Raw genomic sequence first — 20,200 nt, 5'->3', positions numbered from 1 at the left:
ATTAATTTATCTTAATATCTTTTATTTCATTATTTGTAATTGAAAGTATTTCTTCAGTAATTTCAATTTCTTTTTTTCCCATAATGATATTCTTTTTTTGTAATATTAAACTTATTGAATTCTTTTTTGCATATTCTTGTAATATCGGTGACAATTTAGAAATAAGCTTGCTAGTAGCCTCTATTCTTAATTTATTAATATTTTCTCTAGCCCTCATTTGCTCTTTTTGAAAATTTATTATTTCTGATCTTAGATTAGTTAATTCTTTTTGAAAATCTTCCTGACTTAATATATTTTTTTGAGTAATAAGTTTTTTTTCTTTATTTTTAAGTATTTCGTCATTTTTTTTAAATTTTTCTAAATCTTTATTATATAAATTTTCAAGCTGTTTTTTTATAGATTTTCCGGCGATAGAATTTTGCATAATTTTTTCAATATTTAAGTAGACTATCTTTTGCTCCTCTGCATAGCATAAAGTAAAAATTAAAAAAAAAAAATTTATAATAAATAATTTTTTAAACATTAAAAAGTTGTTCCAATATTAAATTGGAAACCTTCAAATTCATCTGTATCTTTTTTTTGAAGTGCATGAGAGAAAGTCAAATTTAACGGTCCTACAGGTGTGAACCATTCAATACCTGCGCCAGTTGAAATCCTCAAAAAATTCGAGTCATCAAAATTGGAGGCTCTATAATCTGTTCCCCAAACATTTCCAAAATCTAAAAAATAATTAAATTCGAAATTTTGTAAAGTTGGAGCGATGTAAGGTAAATTGGTTGTTATACTTAATGCTGCAGCATAATTCCCGCCTACGTGGTCATCTCCAGCATCTACTGGCCCAATTCTTCCTGATTTAAAACCTCTTAATCTTTTTCTTGGTAAACCTACTCTTTCGGAAACCCTTACATCGTCAGATAATCCAACGGCATTTTTTAAGAAAAATCCTACACTAGCTGTTGTTTCTGAAATAGTTAAATATTTGTCAAAAAAATATCCCGATGTTATTGTGTTGCTATCCGATATTACTGGTAAAGTTTGAAAAAATTTGCTTCTAAAACCGTCTGATGTTTGATATTTTTGGTTTCTTAAATCATAATCAAATGCATATCCAATTGTTGATGTAAAATAATTACCCTCTTGTTTTTTAATTGACGTGCTGGCTAATGAGTTTGTCTCTAGTTTTTCTGCAACAGTTTTGAATGAAGGACTAAAAAATAAATTATCATATTGTTCAAAAGATGTTCCAAAACTAAAACCAACTTCTCCTGACTGATAGCCACTCTCTGTCATTTTATCAGTATCTATAGCAAAAATACTAGTTGATAATGATTTATCAGTATAATTAAAATTGGGATTATTAACTGTAAATTCACCTTTTATACGTTCTTCACTCAAAGACAAAGATGATACTAAACCAATACCTCTTCCCATAAAATTTTTTTCTGATACTGAAAATCCAACTGTTCCTCCATCATTTCCAACTCCGGCAGAGGCTAAAATCTCTCCTGTTGGTTTTTCCTCTACTGTAATTTTGATATTTTTTTGTTGTGAGTTTTCAATTGAGACAACTTCATCCTTAACATCAGCAAATATTCTTAAAGCCTTTAGATTATTGATAGATTTCGCGTGTAACAATTTATTAAAAGGATCACCTTCATCAACCTCAAGTTGGTTTCTAATAACTTTTTCCTCAGTTATGTTATTGCCGAAAATATTAATCCTATTTACAAAAAATTTATCGCTTTCTATAATTGTGAATACTAAATCTAATTTATTTTCGTCTATTTCATCAACCTCAATTGTTGCATCTATAAAATCGTAAAGCCTAGATACAGAAATTTTATCAATTTCTTTTATAACTTTATTTATTTCATTTAAGGAATATTTTCGACCTTTAAGTTTATCAATTGTTTTCTTAATCTCTGAAAAATCTTTTGGTTTATAGTCAAGTGGAATATTTAGTTTTGCATTTTTTATGAAATATTTATTGCCAGAATTAATATTATAAATCAATTCAAAAAAATTATTATTAAATATAGCAGACGAACTTTCTATCTCGACATTATAATAACCCTTATTTAAATAAAAATTTTTTAATAATCTCTTATCTAATTCAATTCTATCAACATCTAAATATTTTTTATTACTTATAAATTTCCAAAATTTATTTTCTTCACTTACAATGACACTTCTTAGTTTTTTGTCTTTATAAAATTTATCTCCTGTAAATTTAATATTTTTGATTAAAGCTTTTTCTCCAGTATCGATATTATAAATAAGATCTACAGTGTCATTACTATTTTCTTTAATTGTGACATCAACTTTAGCAAAATAGTATCCAGATCTACTTAAAGAATCTTTTATTCTGTTTAAATCTTGTTCTGCGGTGAATTTATCAAATGGACTTTTATCTTTTAATCTTAAATTTTTTAGAATCTTTTCTGTATTTTCTTTGGACTTAACCCCCTCTATTGATACAGTTTGAATAATTTTTTTTTCTTTTACACTTATTATTAGAATATTATTTTCAATTTTCAATTTTATATCTGAAAAAAAATTTGTTTCATATAGATCTAACAAAATTTGATTTACATCAGATTCCGAGTAATCTGTTCCAAGTTTTATATTACCAAATGAAATAATACTTTCCTTGCTTACTCTAATATTATTTTCTAATTTTATATCATTAATTATCTCGGCTCTAACTGAAATAAAAAATGCAAAAAATAGTAATGATAAAAGAATTCTATTCATTTGATTTGGATATTACACTTAAAGATTTTGTTTTCAATCTTACAAACTGATTTAATTTTTCAATTTGGGTTAAATTTTGAAGCTTTTTATGCCTGTATTTAACGAATATTTTATGGGTAATAATTTGTTTAAGATTATTTGAAATATCTTCAAAATTTATTTTATTATGAAGAAATAAACTCACTAGTTCGTCATTGATTGATACTAATAAAGTTTCAAATAAAGTATCTTTTTTTGGAACTATTTTCAAAATGTTAAACAATGGATATTTTTTTGGATCAACTTTATTTAAATTCAAATTATTTAATAAGTTAATATTAATTTTTTTTGATTTAAAATAATTATAATCATTGCAATATATTGAATTAAAAATAGGTATTTTCATATCTGTGTCATGCGCTACTAGTTTAATCAAACCGTTTTTAAATTTTATAATAGCATGAATATAAGATTTAGGATGGATCAATATTTCAAATTTATTTAAATCAATATTAAATATTTTTTTTGCTTCTATAACTTCAAAAACTTTATTCATTAATGTTGCTGAGTCAGTAGAAATTTTTTTACCCATCTTCCAATTGGGATGATTTGTTGCGAGTTTGGGTGTTTTTTTAATATTTTGACTTTTTAAATTTAGAAATGGTCCACCAGATGCTGTTATAATAATTTTATCAATTATTTTAGTATCAACATCTTTAATGACTGACCAAATAGAGAAATGTTCCGAGTCGACTGGTATAAATTTCGTTTTATGTTTATCTAGCTGTTTTTTAATTAACCTCCACCCACAAATGATGGATTCTTTATTTGCTATTGCAATTGTTTTAGTTTTTTTTATTATTTTTATTGTAGGCTTTAATCCATCAAAGCCAGATATTGAACTCATTGTATAATCTAGTTTTGATTTGATAATATTATCGATTTTTTCTAAATTATTAAAAACATTAATTTTTTTGAATTTTTTTTTAAGAACCAAATAACTTTTATTATTTGTGACAATTATATTTTTAACCTTGAATTCAACTATTTGTTTTGAAAGTAAATTATGATTTTTATTCGCTGTAAGTAGCATTATTTTAAAATTTTTTTTATTTTTTCTTATAATATCTAAAGTTTGTCTACCTATTGAGCCTGTAGAACCTAAAATAGCAATTTTTTTTTTCATTTAAAAATTTATGTTTATTATTTTAAAAATTATGTATGCAGCCGGGAATGCGAAAATCATTCCATCTATTCTATCTAAAAGACCACCGTGACCAGGAAGGATTTTTCCAGTATCTTTTATTTTGGACAATCTTTTAAAGTAAGAGATAGTGATATCTCCTAATTGACTAATAGTTGAAATTAATAATATAAATATAAAGTCCTTAGAATTTATTTCATCTCCATAATTCAAATTTATAAACAAATAATAAAGTATAATTGACATTAAATATCCACCTATTACTCCTGAATAAGTTTTTTTTGGACTAATTTTAATTAACTTAGGTCCTTTAAAAATTTTTCCAAAAATATATCCTCCTATATCAGTAGAAACACAAACAATTAAAATATACAAAAAAAATTTTAAACTATTGCTGTCATTGGCTCTAATTATGTATGCAGAGTAAAAAGACAACATTAGAAAAAGAAATCCGGGTAAATAATATGGTTTTTTATTGCTCATCTTATGCCATTCATATGATGTGATTAAAAAACAAATTAAGATGAAAAAGATGAATAAAAAACTTCCCTTAATTATAAAAAAAAGAGCTATGGGTATTATAATTAATGAACTGATTATTCTTTTTAATAATTCATTATAGATCATATTTTTCCAAAATTTCTTTTTGTTTTTTTGAATTTATTTAAAATATTATTATAATCTTTTTCATTAAAATCTGGCCAAAGTTTTTTTTCAAAAAAAATTTCTGAATAAGCTAATTGCCATAATAAAAAATTACTTAAACGTTTTCTATCCCCTGTTCTAATTAAAATATCTGGATCAGGTGTATTTTTTGTGTAAAGATTTCTTGTAATATTGCTTTCATTTATTTGTAATTTCTTTTTTTTTAAATTATTGATAGCATTAATTATTTCACTTTTAGATCCATAATTTAAAGCTAAATTGATTTGCAATTTTTTGTTATTTGAGGTCAGTTTTTCTGAATAATTTAGAAGATTGTTTAATTTCTTATTAAATTTTTTTTTTCCAAGTACTACAAACTTAATTTTTTGGCTATGTAATTCTTTTATTTTATTTGATAGAAAGTTGTCTAATAAAGAAAATAAATAATTAACTTCATTTTTAGGCCTTTTCCAATTCTCTGTGGAAAAAGCATATAATGTTAAGAATCTAATTTTTTTTTTTAGTGTTTCTTTAATAATTTTTTCTACAGACTTTAAACCCTGTTTGTGTCCAAAATTTCTAGATTTTCTTTTTTTTATACCCCAACGACCATTACCATCCATGATAATGGCAACATGTTTAATCGGGTTCATATAGTCATTATTTCTTTTTCTTTAGATGATACTTTGTCATCAATTAATTTTATGAACTTGTCTGTTATAACTTGAATTTCTTTTTCATTTTTTTTTTCCTCGTCTTCAGAAATTTCTTTTTTTTTTAGTAAGTTTTTCAAACTGTCTTTTCCTTCTCTCCTTATATTTCTAATTGAAACCTTGCATTTTTCACCCATAGTTTTAACGATTTTTTTCATTTCATTTCTTCTTTCCTCACTTAAATCAGGTATTGGCAGTCTAATTAGTTGTCCGTCAATTTGAGGATTTAAACCCAGCTCTGATTTTTTAATAGAAGAGTCTATTAAATTAACGTTATTTAAATCCCATACTTGAATATTTATCATTCTAGGCTCTGGTGTTGTAATCGTGCCCAATTGATTAATTGGCATTTTTTGACCGTACACGTCAACCTTAACTAAATCTAACATGCTTGCATTTGCTCTACCTGTTCTTAATGAACCTAACTCTTTGTCAAAAATTTCAATAGTTTTATTCATTTTTTGATTATAACTTTGCGTATTAAACATTTATTCTCCAATCTTAACCCTGTAAAATTCTTTTATTTCAATACTGCCTAAATTCAATTCTTTTAAAATATCCTTCACTTTTTTTTTAGGCTCCATCACCCACTGTTGATTTAACAACGAGTTTTCCTCTTTAAATTTATTGATCTTGCCTATGCTAATTTTTTTAACAATATCCTCTGGTTTTCCCAAATTTTTTAATTCTTCTGAAATTAATTCCTCTTCTTTTTTTAAAATTTCAGGATCTATGTCATCTATGTTAATTGCTAATGGGTTTAAAGCAGCAATATGCATACTTAGTTGTTTGCCAAAAGTTTTTAATTTTTCGGAGTTATCAGATGTTTTTAATGATACTAGAACACCAAGTTTAGAAAGATTATCTTTAACTGTTGTATGATGATATTTAAAGACTTTAAATTCTTTGCAATTAAAACTTCTCGATCTTCCAATTGTAATTTTTTCACCGATTTTAGAAATTAAAGTTAATAAATTTTCATCTACAGTCTTACCATTTTTCATTTTTGATAATAGTAAACTTTCCCTGTTTGACCCAATCTTATTATTAATCTCGCTTAATTCTTTAACAAAAACAACAAAATCCTCATTTTTTGCTACAAAATCTGTTTCACAATTTATTTCTAGAATAGATGACGTTTGATTGTCTTCTGTTATAGCTATTAAGCCCTCATTTGCTGATCTTGACATTTTTTTTGAGGCTTTTGATATACCTTTAACTCTGAGTATTTCTATAGCTTTATCTATATCACCGTTAGACTCATCTAAAGCAGAACTACAATCTTTAAAGCCAGCGCCACTTAAAAATCTTAATTTCTTAACTTTTTCGATATCAGCCATTTTTAAAAAATTAATTTAATTTTTTTTTTGGAGAAGAATTTTCTTGTTTATTAGGATTTTCTATTATTTTTTTTTCTTCAACTTTTGGGGCTTCCTTTTTGGCATTTTCTATTGTCTCTTTTATTAAATTACAATACAAATCAATAGATCTTCTAGCGTCGTCATTTCCAGGTATTGGGAAATCAATACCTTCAGGATTTGAATTTGTGTCTAAAATTGCGATAATTGGTATATTTAACTTAATAGATTCTTTTATAGCTAATGATTCGTAATTTGTATCAATAATAAAAACTAAGTCTGGTATTTTTTTCATTTCTGAAATTCCACCAAGAGATCTTTGTAGTTTATCTCTTTGAATACCCATTTTTAAAAGTTCTTTTTTTGTGAAACCTCTATTTTCAGATTTTAGATCTATCTCAATCTTGTTAAGTTTTTTAATTGAGTTCGAAATTGTGCCCCAATTTGTTAACATTCCACCAAGCCATCTGTAATTTACAAAATATTGATCTGTAGATTTTGCTAATTCAGCAATTGACTCGGATGCTTGTTTTTTTGTCGATATAAATAAAATTTTACCGTTATTAGATATTGTCTCATAAATTTTTTCTAAAGCTTTATTTGTTAATTCTAATGTTTGTGTAAGATCAATTATATGAACGGAGTCTCTTTTGCCAAAAATATATTTTTTCATTTTTGGATTCCATCTTAAAGTTTTGTGACCTAAGTGAACGCCAGCTTCTAGTAATTGTTCTATAGTTAAATTTGGTATCTTCATAAATTTTCCCGGTTATTCCGCCACAGTTATTAGCATTAAAGCACCGGAGGTTTTAAACCATTAACTGTGTGAGTTTTATTATTTTGGCTTTTAATAATTTTATTAATTAAACGCAAGTAATTTTTTAAAAAATTGAAGCTGAAATACCTTGATTTTTAATAGAATTTAAAATGTTTTTGTCAACTAATCGTTTTTTTTTTAATTTAAGTGTATATTTCTTATCACTATCTAATATTTCAAATTCAACCTCTACATTACCCTGGTTTATTAAAATTTTTGATAATAATTCAAATTCCTTTGTGTTTGATATTTTAATTTTTAAACCATTAATTGGTTTATTAATAATTTCATCTAAAGGTACAATCTTTTTTACATTAATTCTCATTCTTTGTTCGCTGTCATTGAAATTTTTATAAAGAGTTACTATTACAGATTTGCCTTCTTTTATGTTATCTCTATTTAATTCAAATAGATCAGAAAAAACAAAAAGCTCAAATACACCTCCTAAATCAGAAAATTTTATAATTGCATATGATGTTCCTTTTTGGGTTTTTTTTTCTTGAATTTTTAAAATTGTTGATGCCACCATACTTTCTGATTGGTTTTTGTTAGTTATAAATTCAGAGTATTTGGTTATATTGTATTCATCGTAAATATTTTTATATTGATTTAGTGGATGATCGGATAGGTAAAAGCCTATTGTTTCAAACTCTTTTAACATTTTTTCTTGAAAGTTCCACTCAGGTTTTTCTACTATGATTTTTTCACTATTATCATTTTTAGAGAATAGATCTATTTGATTTTGAGTTTTATTTTCGAATATATTTTTAGATTTTTGAATTAAATTTGGAATTGAGTCAAAGAATGACCTTCTATTGTTTATAATACTATCAAAAGCACCTGCTTTGGTAAGACCTTCTAATTGTAATTTATTTATATCTTTAGGGTTTACTCTGTTTAAAAAATCTAAAACTGATTTGAATTTACCATTTTTATTTCTCTCATTTATTATATTTGATATAGCCTCATAACCTACATTTTTTATAGCTCCTAATGCATAATAGAAGTCATTATTTTTAGAACTAAAATCAGTAAAACATGTGTTTATGTCTGGACTTATAATATTTATTTTTAACCTTTTTATTTCTTCACAAAACTCACTAAGTTTTTTTTGATTGGATAATTCCATAGACATTGATGCAGCAAAAAATTCTTCGGGATAATAAGTTTTCAGAAATGCAGTTTGATAAGCAATAATTGCATAAGCTGCTGCATGACTTTTATTGAAACCATACTCGGCGAAAGGTTCTATTTTTAAAAATATACCTGCAGCTACATCTTTGCTTATACCGTTTTTAAAAGCTCCTTCTATAAATCTAGTTTTTTGTCTTTCTAATTCTGCTCTTTTTTTTTTACCCATGGCTCTTCTTAGTAAATCTGCTTCTCCAGGTGAAAAACCAGATAAAATTTGTGCAATTTGCATTACTTGTTCCTGATAAATTATTACTCCATATGTTGGTTTCAATATTTTTTCTAATTTTGGATGCAAATAATCAGGTTCTCGTCTTCCATGTTTGCAGTCATTATAAATTGAAATATTGCTCATAGGACCCGGTCTATATAGTGCAACTAATGCTATTATATCTTCTAACTGATTTGGTTTCATTTGAATTAATGCTTCACGCATTCCAGAGCTCTCTAATTGAAATAACCCTACTGTCTTACCTGTAGACAAAAGGTCATAAACCTTTTGGTCATTATATTTTATGTTCCTGATTTTAAAATTTTTTAATTTATTTTTAACTAAATTTTGTGTTTTATTTATAACAGTTAAAGTTTTTAAACCTAAAAAATCAAATTTTATTAGACCAGCATTTTCAGCAGAATACATATCAAATTGAGTGGATGGTAATAAAAGATCTGAGGATGGGTCTTTGTAAAGTGGCACTGTTTCTGAGAGTTTCTTATCTGCAATAACAACCCCAGCTGCATGAGTAGCAAAATTTCTATTTAAACCCTCAAGTTTTAAAGATAAGTTTATTAATCTTTCTACTCTTTTATCTTCTTTTATCAATTTTTGAAGTTTAGGTTCAGAGTTGATACATTGATTTAAATTCATTGGTCTGGAAGGATCAAATGGTATCATTTTGCAGATACTATCAACAAAACCATAAGGTAAACCCATAACTCTTCCAACATCTCTAATGACCATTCGAGCCTTAAGTTTTCCAAATGTTATTATATGTGCTACAGAGTCTGGGTATTTTTTTTTTAAATATTCAAAAACCAAATCTCTTTTTTCCTCACAAAAATCAATATCAAAATCAGGCATGGATATTCTATCAGGATTAAGAAATCTTTCGAAAATCAAATCGAACTTCAAAGGGTCTACATCAGTAATAGATAAACACCACGCAACTAATGAACCAGCACCCGAACCTCTGCCTGGTCCAACAGGTATATCGTTTTTTTTTGCCCATTTTATGTAATCTGAAACAATTAAAAAATAGCTAGCATAATTCATTTTGCATATTATATTTATTTCATGACTAAGCCTTTTCTCATATTCGTCAATTTTAATATTGTTTTTTTTTTCTAAATCTGCCTCAAGTCTTAATTTCAGACCATCTTCTGCTTCTTTTTTAAGTATATCATCAGGAGAAAGATCTTTTTTTGAACTTATATTAGGAAGTAGTGGTTTTGAACTTGAGAGTCTATAACTACACCTTAGATGTAAATTAAAGTTGTTTTCTAAAGCCTCAGGTAAATCAGAAAATAATTCAATCATTTCATTATTACTCTTAAAATAGTGATTACTTGAGAGCTTTGGACGGTTTTTGTCATTAATATAATTTTTTGATCCAATGCACATTAAAGCATCATGAGCATCATAAATATTTTTATCTAGATAATAAACTTCATGTGAGGCTATTATTGGTATATTCAATTCTTTAGATATTTTTAAGTTATAAGCCTCTAAATTTTTTTCATTTATGTCACCATGTCTTTGTATTTCAATGTAGAAATTTTCTTTGAATAGTTTTTTTAAAAAGATATAAATTTCCTTGAGTTCAATTAATCTATCTTTTTTAAATAAAATTCCGGCCAGACTATTTAAGCCTCCAAGAGTAACTATTAAACCATCGCTACGTTGAGATAAATCCCTAAAATCACAAAATGGTTCATTAAAGTTTTCATGATTTAAATATGAATTTGATGATAGTTTTACAATATTCTTGTATCCAATATCGTTTTTAACAATTATTGGTATTAGTCCTATTAAATCTTTATGTTTAAATTTTATTTGAGAACCAATGATTGGTTGAGTTTTTGATTTTGAGACAGTCTCAGAGAACTGTAAAGCACCGCATAGGTTAGATGTGTCAGAAATACCTATTGAGTTGATTTTATTATTTTTGCAAAATTTTTCAAGATCCTCTATCTTTATAGCGCCTTCACAGATAGAATATTGCGTATGCAATTTGTAATGATTAAAAGACTTTTTAGTTTCTTGCATTGACGGTAAATACTTTACCATCAATTAAACTCAATTTACAGTCGGACATATCTGCAAAATATCTATTATGAGTTGCAAATATTATTATTCTATTTTTATTTCTTAGGCTAAATAATAGCTTGAATATATCTCTTGCATTTTTGACATCTAAATTTCCTGTTGGTTCATCTGCTAAAATTATATCGGGTGAATTTATTAAAGCTCTCGATATTGCAACTCTCTGCGACTCACCCCCAGATAATTCACTAGGGTAATGGTCTAGTCTTTTATCTAACCCAACTTTTTTCAATAAGTTTTTAGCATCTGTGATAGCTTTTTTTTTATTATTACTTAAAGATAATCTTGCCAAATAGACATTCTCTAAAGTACTAAAATCAGCTAATAAATTTTTATCTTGGTAAATAATTCCTATTTTTCTTGACCTTATCATATCTCTTTGATCATTATCATTATCGTTAATTTTTAGATCATTAAGTTTTATAAAACCACTAGATGGTTTGTCTATTAAGGATATTAAATTAAGCAATGTAGACTTTCCAGAGCCTGAGGGGCCAGTTAAAGAATATATTTTACCTGATTTAAATGTATAATTAATATTTTTTAAAACTTCAATTTTTTTTGAGGAAATATAATTTTTCGATACATTTTTTAATTGAATTAAATTATTCATATTTAAGAGATTTAATGGTGTCTAAATTAGATGCTTTAATCGCTGGAAACAAAGATACTAAACAAGTTGAAATAATTGAACAAATCGAAATTAAAATAATTGATTTATAATCTAATTCATAAGGCATTGTACTAAGAAAATAAATTTCCTCTGGGAATAAAGTTATATTAAATAAATTACTTATAAATTGTCTAATATTTTCTATATATACTGAAAAAATTATTCCTAAAATAACACCAAAAATTGTAGCGCTACAACCAATGATAAATCCAACCATAAAAAAAATTTTTCTAATAGATCCGTTTTTAACTCCAATAGACTTCATAATTGCAATTTCTCTAGTTTTATTTTTTACTAAAATTGTCAATCCTGAGATTATATTAAATGCGGCAACAATTATTATAAGGGACAAAATAATAAACATTACATTTCTCTCTACTTTTAATGCTGAAAACAGTGGTTTATTTAAATCTGACCAAGTATAAATTAAATCATTAGGAAAAAATTTAATTAAATCCTTTTTTATTTTACTTATATCTGTTGGATCTTTAAAATAAATTTCTAGAAACCTGGTGTCTGGTGTCAAATTTAATTGGTTTTCTAAATCCTCAATATTTACGAAAGCAATATTTTTATCAAAATCATTAAAACCGCTATTATAAAAAGAGCTAATTTTAAAAGTTTTTTGTTTTGGTAATGATCCGATAAGTGTTTCTTCAAAAGAGGAAAAAACTAAACTTAGTTTATCACCTATCTTTAAATCTAAGTCATAACCAAGTTCTCGACTGATTGAAATTTCACTATTACCTAAAACTTTAGAACCTGAAAAATCTTGGTTTTTTACTATATTTAGGGTTTGAAATTCTTCTTTTTTATATCCCCTTAATAAAACTCCTTTTGTAATTTTTTCATTAATTATAATACCTTCACCATTGTTACTAATCAAGAACCCATCAATCTGACTTTTTAAATTAGAACTATTAATTTTTTTTAGATCAAATAGACCATCATAATTTTGAATCGTAGCATGAGAATTAAATCCATTTATTTTTTTTATTAGATCAGACCTAAAACCGTTCATTACGGACATTACAATAATTAAAACTGCTACACCCAGACTAATACCAATAAATGAGAATATTGTAATAATATTTAAAAAACCGTCCTTTTTTCTGGTTTTTAAATATCTAAATGTTATTTCTTTTTCTAGTTTAGAGATCAATTTTCTTTTTTTGAATTTATAGTCTTTATTATATCGTCTATTTTTAATTTTGATGAAGATTCACCAACTTTTTTAAATTCAAGCATTTCATTATCAGATTTATTCCCTAAAAGTATTTGAAAGGGAACACCAATAAGATTAAACTTTTTCATTTTTGATGAAAAGTTTTCGTCTGTATCATCAATGATTGCATCTATATTGCTATCTTTGAGTTTTTTAAATATATTAATGGATTTTTCCAAATTTGTTTTATCATTCTTAGAAACTAATGGTAAAATTGCACATTCATATGGTGCTACATTTATTGGCCAATTCATGTTTTCATTTTTCTCATCAAATTTAGCCTCTATTATGGCACCAACTAATCTTGAAACTCCAACACCGTAAGATCCCATTTTTACGAAGACTTTTTTACCATTGTGGTCTACAGATGCATTCATTGGTTTGGAATATTTATCACCAAAATAAAATATATGGCCAACTTCTATACCTTTTGTCTCTAATTGATTTTCTTTTGTAACTAATTTGTCAAATTCAGCTTTATTAAATTTTTCGTCCGTAACTGCATAAAAATTTTCAAATTTTTTTCTTAAATTTGTTAATGATTTTTTTTCTAAAGTACAATCTGAATGATCAACTTCAAATATATTTTTATCAGTATAAATTTTACTTTCACCTGTTTCAGCTAAAATAATAAATTCATGTGATAAATTCCCCCCTATAGGACCTGTGTCTGCTGACATTGGGATTGCCTTTAAATCTAGCCTTTTGAAAGTTTTAAGATATGATAAAAAAAATTTATTATAAGAATGTTCGCCTAAATCGTCATTAAGATCAAAAGAATATGCATCCTTCATATAAAACTCTCTACAACGCATTATCCCAAATCTTGGTCGCAATTCATCTCTGAACTTCCATTGAATATGATACAAAAGTTGTGGTAAAGATTTATATGACTTTATACTAGTTCTAAAAATTTCGGTTATTAATTCTTCGTTAGTTGGGCCATATAACATTTCTCTTTTTTGTCTATCTGTAATTCTTAACATTTCCTCACCATAATCTTCATATCTACCACTCTCTTTCCAAATTTCACTGGATTGTATAGTTGGCATTAATATTTCTTGTGCAAAAATTTTATTTTGCTCCTCCCTTACAATATTTTCTATTTTTTTCATCACTTTGAAACCCAAAGGTAACCAAGAGTATATGCCTGCAGAAGATTGTTTTATCATTCCTGTTCTTAACATTAATTTGTGTGATTTAATTTTTGCCTCAGAGGGATAATTTTTTAAAATAGGAATTAATAAAGTAGAAAAAAACATTATGAAATAAACCTTCTTAAATTAAGGTAATCATACTTCACTAACATAAATATACCTATAAAAATAATTAAGGTTATTATGGTTGTATAAATTAATTTTTTTATAATTCTAGGATTTTCAGGCGATCCTTTATCTACACCTTCAACCAATTCCTTGTGTTTTCTATCAACATCTATTGGTAATAATGAAAAAAAAATGATCCACCAAATTAAAACAAAAATTATGAGCGAACCAGTAATACTCATATTAAATATTAACTAAATTTATATTAGTAAATGGTCTTTTTCCCAATTGCTCTTTCGTAAACTTTCGGCAAACTGTTTTTAATGCATTAATCGCATTTTCCTCTTGTTTTGTATTATTCAATGCGAATGATCTTGCTGTTTTATTTATCTCTTTTTCCAGTCCGAATTTAAATTCTTCTAAATTTTCTATTGGTAGTCCCTTTGCAGATATAACAGGTGAGTCGTATATATTCCCTTCGTTATTCACTAAAATTGTTACCTCAAGACTACCATTAATAGATAAATTTTTTCTTTCTTTTATTGATCTGGAGTCCTCAAAAACACTTATATCACCGTCTACATAAAGTTTGCCTGATGGTGCTTTATCAAATACTTCAGGTTTTTCACATGGCGCAATTTTAATTATATCTCCGTTTTTTACTTTTATCGGGTATGGAACATTCATTTCTTTAGCAAACGAAAGATGTTCAAGAATATGTCTATGTTCTCCGTGAACCGGTATTACAGATCTCGGTTTAATCCAATTATACATATCTTTAAGATCTTCTCTATTTGGATGGCCTGATACATGTACAAACTCATTTTCTTCATTAATAACTTCTACGCCTTCTAAAACTAAAGTATTGTGTAATTTTGAAAGTTTTTTTTCATTACCAGGTATTATTTTTGAAGAAAATATTACAGTATCATCTTTTTCAATAAATACATCTGGATGAGTATAATTTGATATTCTATTCATAGCTCCCATTGGCTCACCTTGGCTACCTGTGCAAAGATAAATTATTTTGTCTCTTGATATTTTTTTTGCATCTCTTGGATCAATTGGATCAATCACATTTTTTAAATATCCACATTGTCTTGCTGCTTTATAAATACGGTGCATTGATCTCCCAACTAATGAAATTTGTCTACCAGTTTTTTCTGCACAATAAAATATTGTTTCCATCCTTGCTACGTTAGATGCAAAAGAGGTTACAATGACTCTTTTTTTAAGTCTTCCAATTATTTTAAATAAACTTTTTCTTACACTTAACTCGGATCCTGATCTACCAATGCTAAAGACGTTTGTAGAGTCACAAATCATTGTTAACACACCTTCTTTTCCAATTAATTTTAACTTATCTGAGTCTATTTTTTTTCCTATCAAAGGATCTGGATCACACTTCCAATCGCCAGTGTGTAGAACATTTCCTAAAGGTGTTTTTATTCTTAATCCATTTGGTTCAAGAATTGAGTGTGTTAATGTTATAAAATCGATTTCAAAATTCTCTAAATTAATTTTTCCATTAAGTTGAACAATGTTAAGATAAGTTGTTATATCAATATTTTTTTCTCTGAATTTTTCTACTACAAGAGCTGCAGTAAAGGGAGTTGCAAAAATTTTACAATTTAATTTTGGCCATATTTGAGTAATGGCACCTATATGATCTTCGTGAGCATGTGTTAGAACTATAGCTAGTAAGGACTCTTTTTTATCAATGATAAATCCAGGATCTGGATATATTAAATCTATACCTGGAATACTCTCATCTGCAAAAGTAACACCAATGTCAACTATAATCCATTTGTGCTCACCAGGTTTACCGAAGCCAAACAAATTCATATTCATGCCTATTTCACCTGATCCACCAAGAGGACAAAAAATTAATTCATCTTTCATAAATTAAAATGTTTTGAAACTTTAATTAAACCATTAATTGTTAGATTTTTATCTATAGTAACTTTATCTTTTATATCTTTATTAAATAAGTGCGCAAGACCACCTGTAAAAACTATTTTATATTTTTGATTGGTTTTTTTTTTAATTTTTGAAATTATGCCATTAATTAAACCATTATATCCCCAAAAAAAACCAGACAGGACTGCTTGTTCTGTATTTTTTCCAATTATAGATTTTGATTTATTTAATTTAACATTTGGTATTAAACTTGCTTTTTTAATCAAGTTATCTAGTGACAAATTTACACCCGGAGCGATCACTCCCCCTAAGTAATTATTTTTCTTAATTACATCAAAAGTTGTAGCAGTTCCAAAATCAACAACAATAAAATTTTTTTTTTTACTCATTACACTTATTGCGTTTGCTAAACGATCAGATCCAATTTCTTTCTTGTTGACTTTAATGTTTATTAGTCTTGTTAAATTTAATTTCTTTAATTCGATACAATTAACTTTATATAGATTAAAAAAAATCTTTTTAATTTGACTAAAAGTTTTTGGCACTACACTGCTTATAATCGCATTCTTAAGATAAATTTTTTTGCGTAAAAAATTAAACTTATTTCTTATAATTTTTTTGTTAAGTGAATCTGTTTTGAATAAATATTTTTTTTTTAAACCATTATAAAAAAAACATATTTTTATTTCTGTATTTCCTATATCACCTACAATAATCATTTTATTTTTATATCAAAAGCTTTGATAATTTTATTTAATAATTTAGTTTTACTAACTCTTCTATTAGTTACCTCATTCAAATTTGTAGTTGGATAACCTCTTATATTAGGTGAACTAACTATATTTATTCCAATTCCGATAACTAAAAATTTTAAATCATTATAAAATAGAGTTTCATTTAAAATCCCACAAATCTTTTTTTTATTTACTGTAATATCATTAGGCCTTTTAATTTTTATTTTTGATTTAATATAATTGGACAATATTTTTTTTATTATTCTTAAATTGCTTATAACTAATCTAGAGATTTGTATTTTTTTGTTAATAATAAAAAATATACTAAAAAATAAATTTCCCTTGTTAGAAATCCATTTTTTACCATGTTGACCCCTACCACGTGTTTGTTTATCAGAAATAATAACACCTGACTTATAACCTTGTCTAATTTTTTGCATCGCAATTTCATTTGTACTTGAAACTTTTTTATATTTAAATTTTTTTAAAACCATCAAATAACTAAAATATTTGTTATATATTTGTTTAAGAAATTTGGATTTAAAAAATACATTAATATTGCGGATGTTGACAAAATTAATGTAAGCTTTAATCCTAAGCTCATTGCAGTGTCAAATTTTTCTTGTTCTGGGTCAAAGTAAATTATTTTTATAACTCTTAAATAATAAAAAGCAGCTATTACAGTTGCCAGTAATCCTACAATAGCTAAAAAATACATTTCTTTTTGTATTACTGCCATAAAAATATAAAATTTTGCAAAGAATCCTGCAAGTGGCGGTATTCCGGCAAGTGAAAATAATATTATTAAAAAACTTAATGCTAGAATAGGATGTTTTTTTGAAAGACCTGATAAATCCTCTATGTTTTCGTAAAATTTGTCTTTTCTTTTCAACATAAAAAGGCAGCTAAAGAATGCAAGATTCATAATTAAATAAATAATTAAATAAATTATTGAACTTTGAATACCCTGGTTAGTACCTGTAGTTAATCCTGCTAACGCATAACCCATATGACTGATTGAGCTGTAAGCTATAAGTCTTTTAAGATTTTTCTGACCAATAGCAGCAACTGCGCCTAAAATCATTGAAGCAACTGATAAAAATATAATTATGGCCTGCCACTCTTCGAAGAGATTTATAAATGGACCGTATAAAAATTTTATAAAAACTGTAAGAGCTGCTATTTTTGGTAAAATTGCAAATAATACAGTCACAGAAGTTGGTGAACCTTGATAAACATCTGGAGCCCACATATGAAAAGGGACAGCAGAAATTTTAAATGCTAATCCAACAATTACAAAAACCATGCCGAAAATAACTCCGTATTCAAAATTAAAATTCTGAGAAATTTCATTAAAATTAGTTGAATTAGAAAAACCATAAATTAATGAGCAACCATATAAAAGCAAACCTGATGATAAAGCACTTAAAACAAAATATTTTAATCCGGACTCTGAGGACAAAATATTATCCCTATTAAAAGATGCTAACACATATAATGCAAGAGATTGTAATTCTAAACCTATATAAAATACAATGAGATCATTTGAGCTTATCATTACTAACATTCCAAGTAATGAACATAGAATTAATATTGGGTATTCAATTTTAAGTATATTGTTAACTCTGACATAGTTATATGAACAAAACATTACAAAGAAAGCTGAAATCATAATTATTGATTTTATAAATAATGATAGCTGATCTACTAAATAACTATTATTAAAAAGAAAGATTGTTTGCGTTATGTTTATGTTTAAATTAATCGCAAGAGATACCAATATAATTAAGCAAGACAAGTAAAAAATAATTTTAGAACTATTGTTTTTGAAAACTCCTAAAACTAAAAGAGCCATCACGCTTAATGAAATAAATAGTTCAGGGATTATAAAATATAAGTTACTCATTTGATTTTTTCTATTAAACTTAATTCTGTGGTTACATTAATAGTATTTATAAAATTATCTATTGATGTAGCATATGTTTTAATTAAAGGCTCTGGATAAAAACCAAAAACTATTATTAAAATTGCTAGCGAAGATAAAATTAATGTTTCATATTTATTTAGATCTACCATTTTTTTTATATCAATTGTTTTTAATAAATTTCCGAAAACAACTCTTTTGTATAGCCATAACATATAAGCAGCACCAAGTATTACTCCGATACTTGCAATAGCAGCCGTTATAATACTTTTTTTAAACGTTCCCATTAAAACTAAAAATTCACCAATAAATCCGCTTGTTCCAGGTAATCCTAAAGCTCCAAGAGTAAATATCATCATCACTATTGCGTATTTAGGCATTATATTTACAAGCCCAGAGAAATCTTTAATTTGTCTAGTTTTTAATCTGTCGTAAACAACTCCAACAGATAAAAATAAAGCAGCTGAAATTAAACCATGACTAATCATCTGAAAAATACTTCCTTCAATCCCTTGTTGCGTAAATGTAAAAATACCAAGCGTTACAAAACCCATATGTGCAACAGATGAATATGCAATAAGCTTTTTCATATCTTCCTGCATTAAGGCAACTAAAGAGGTGTAAATTATTGCTATTAAACTTAATGAGTAGACCAATGGTACAAAATAAATTGATGCTAAAGGAAATAAACCCACTGAAAACCTTATAAAACCATAACCAGCCATTTTAAGTAGGATAGCAGCAAGTAAAACTGAACCAGCGGTAGGTGCCTCTACGTGTGCATCAGGTAGCCATGTGTGCACAGGCCACATTGGAGTTTTCACTGCAAAAGATGAAAAAAATGCTAGCCATAATAATTTTTGATATTCTTCTTGAATCCCTAATTCATATAATTTTTCGATATCCGTTGTTCCACTTATCCAATAAATTGCAATAATTGCAACTAGCATTAAAACAGATCCAACTAATGTAAAAAGGAAAAATTTAAATGCAGAGTAAACTCTTCTATTTCCGCCCCATATTCCAATAATTAAAAACATTGGAATAAGCCCGCCTTCAAAGAATAAATAAAAAATTACTAAGTCTAATGAACAAAATACTCCAATCATTAAAGTTTCCATGATTAAAATTGCTATTAAAAACTCCTTTAATCGGTAAGTTATTGTTGAATTAACTGAAATTATACAAAGTGGTGTTATAAAGGTTGTAAGAATTACAAATAAAATTGATATGCCATCTATACCAACTTTATAATTTATAAAACCTTCAATCCAAATTCTATTTTCTACAAACTGAAATGTCGATATTGATGGATCAAAAATTTTCCAAAGATAAAGTGATAAAAAAAAATTTGTAAAAGTAATAAATAATGCAACGTATTTAAGGCTAGTATTTTTTTCGGAAGATCTAATAAATATTAAAAATAAAGAACCAATAAGTGGTAAAATTATTAAAGATGAAAGAATCGGAAACAT

Annotated in this window: 18 protein-coding genes; all 18 read right to left on the bottom strand. The window is 26.3% G+C overall.

Translation table 11 applies throughout. The annotated features are described in order from the left end of the window. Nucleotide 1: 1 nt before the first annotated feature. The 18 genes from AMN80_RS02475 to AMN80_RS02390 all read right to left on the bottom strand — a co-directional run bounded on the left by AMN80_RS02475 (nucleotide 2) and on the right by AMN80_RS02390 (nucleotide 20,200). A complete protein-coding gene (locus AMN80_RS02475) occupies nucleotides 2–523 on the bottom strand; it encodes an OmpH/Skp family outer membrane protein (RefSeq protein ID WP_082256547.1) in 522 nt (173 codons plus the stop codon). After that, complete coding sequence (gene bamA, locus AMN80_RS02470; RefSeq protein WP_075520415.1) at nucleotides 523–2,754, bottom strand: outer membrane protein assembly factor BamA; 2,232 nt, start codon at nucleotides 2,752–2,754, stop codon at nucleotides 523–525. The genes AMN80_RS02475 and bamA overlap by 1 nt, the downstream gene beginning before the upstream one ends. Then, the gene (locus tag AMN80_RS02465) at nucleotides 2,747–3,919 is read right to left on the bottom strand and encodes a 1-deoxy-D-xylulose 5-phosphate reductoisomerase (protein ID WP_075520414.1); all 1,173 of its coding nucleotides are present in this window, start codon (nucleotides 3,917–3,919) and stop codon (nucleotides 2,747–2,749) included. The genes bamA and AMN80_RS02465 overlap by 8 nt, the downstream gene beginning before the upstream one ends. Then, nucleotides 3,920–4,564 (bottom strand): phosphatidate cytidylyltransferase, encoded by a 645-nt coding sequence (locus AMN80_RS02460; protein ID WP_075520413.1) that lies wholly within the window; start codon nucleotides 4,562–4,564, stop codon nucleotides 3,920–3,922. Beyond that, nucleotides 4,561–5,235, bottom strand: a complete 675-nt coding sequence (uppS, locus tag AMN80_RS02455; protein WP_075520412.1) for a polyprenyl diphosphate synthase — start codon at nucleotides 5,233–5,235, stop codon at nucleotides 4,561–4,563. Before uppS ends, AMN80_RS02460 begins: the two co-directional genes overlap by 4 nt. Continuing rightward, nucleotides 5,232–5,783 carry a ribosome recycling factor gene (gene frr / locus AMN80_RS02450; protein ID WP_075520411.1) on the bottom strand — a complete coding sequence of 184 codons (552 nt, stop codon included), beginning with the start codon at nucleotides 5,781–5,783 and terminating at the stop codon, nucleotides 5,232–5,234. The genes uppS and frr overlap by 4 nt, the downstream gene beginning before the upstream one ends. Beyond that, nucleotides 5,784–6,635, bottom strand: coding sequence for a translation elongation factor Ts (gene tsf / locus AMN80_RS02445; protein ID WP_075520410.1), 852 nt, complete (start codon nucleotides 6,633–6,635; stop codon nucleotides 5,784–5,786). Nucleotides 6,636–6,645: 10 nt separating this feature from the next. After that, nucleotides 6,646–7,410: a 30S ribosomal protein S2 gene (gene rpsB, locus AMN80_RS02440; RefSeq protein WP_075520409.1), complete on the bottom strand. Its 765-nt coding sequence runs from the start codon at nucleotides 7,408–7,410 to the stop codon at nucleotides 6,646–6,648. Nucleotides 7,411–7,534: 124 nt separating this feature from the next. Continuing rightward, entirely contained in the window at nucleotides 7,535–10,927 is a 3,393-nt protein-coding gene (gene dnaE / locus AMN80_RS02435) for a DNA polymerase III subunit alpha (RefSeq protein ID WP_075520408.1), read from the bottom strand. Then, nucleotides 10,914–11,597, bottom strand: a complete 684-nt coding sequence (locus AMN80_RS02430) for an ABC transporter ATP-binding protein (protein WP_075520407.1) — start codon at nucleotides 11,595–11,597, stop codon at nucleotides 10,914–10,916. The genes dnaE and AMN80_RS02430 overlap by 14 nt, the downstream gene beginning before the upstream one ends. After that, on the bottom strand, nucleotides 11,590–12,819 hold the full coding sequence (locus AMN80_RS02425; protein ID WP_075520406.1) for an FtsX-like permease family protein: 1,230 nt from the start codon (nucleotides 12,817–12,819) through the stop codon (nucleotides 11,590–11,592). Before AMN80_RS02425 ends, AMN80_RS02430 begins: the two co-directional genes overlap by 8 nt. Further along, a complete protein-coding gene (gene proS, locus AMN80_RS02420) occupies nucleotides 12,816–14,144 on the bottom strand; it encodes a proline--tRNA ligase (RefSeq protein ID WP_075520405.1) in 1,329 nt (442 codons plus the stop codon). Before proS ends, AMN80_RS02425 begins: the two co-directional genes overlap by 4 nt. Then, nucleotides 14,144–14,389 (bottom strand): DUF1467 family protein, encoded by a 246-nt coding sequence (locus AMN80_RS02415; RefSeq protein ID WP_075520404.1) that lies wholly within the window; start codon nucleotides 14,387–14,389, stop codon nucleotides 14,144–14,146. The genes proS and AMN80_RS02415 overlap by 1 nt, the downstream gene beginning before the upstream one ends. A 1-nt stretch (nucleotide 14,390) precedes the next feature. Further along, on the bottom strand, nucleotides 14,391–16,049 hold the full coding sequence (locus AMN80_RS02410) for a ribonuclease J (RefSeq protein ID WP_075520403.1): 1,659 nt from the start codon (nucleotides 16,047–16,049) through the stop codon (nucleotides 14,391–14,393). After that, the gene (locus tag AMN80_RS02405) at nucleotides 16,046–16,786 is read right to left on the bottom strand and encodes a type III pantothenate kinase (protein ID WP_075520402.1); all 741 of its coding nucleotides are present in this window, start codon (nucleotides 16,784–16,786) and stop codon (nucleotides 16,046–16,048) included. Before AMN80_RS02405 ends, AMN80_RS02410 begins: the two co-directional genes overlap by 4 nt. Beyond that, nucleotides 16,783–17,295, bottom strand: coding sequence for a biotin--[acetyl-CoA-carboxylase] ligase (locus AMN80_RS02400; protein WP_075520401.1), 513 nt, complete (start codon nucleotides 17,293–17,295; stop codon nucleotides 16,783–16,785). The genes AMN80_RS02405 and AMN80_RS02400 overlap by 4 nt, the downstream gene beginning before the upstream one ends. Next, the gene (nuoN, locus tag AMN80_RS02395) at nucleotides 17,295–18,707 is read right to left on the bottom strand and encodes an NADH-quinone oxidoreductase subunit NuoN (RefSeq protein ID WP_075520400.1); all 1,413 of its coding nucleotides are present in this window, start codon (nucleotides 18,705–18,707) and stop codon (nucleotides 17,295–17,297) included. The genes AMN80_RS02400 and nuoN overlap by 1 nt, the downstream gene beginning before the upstream one ends. Then, the gene (locus AMN80_RS02390; protein ID WP_075520399.1) at nucleotides 18,704–20,200 is read right to left on the bottom strand and encodes an NADH-quinone oxidoreductase subunit M; all 1,497 of its coding nucleotides are present in this window, start codon (nucleotides 20,198–20,200) and stop codon (nucleotides 18,704–18,706) included. The genes nuoN and AMN80_RS02390 overlap by 4 nt, the downstream gene beginning before the upstream one ends.

The organism is Candidatus Pelagibacter communis (assembly GCF_001179985.1).
Taxonomy (GTDB): Bacteria; Pseudomonadota; Alphaproteobacteria; order Pelagibacterales; family Pelagibacteraceae; genus Pelagibacter; species Pelagibacter ubique_J.
This window is presented reverse-complemented; position numbering and strand designations above follow the sequence as displayed.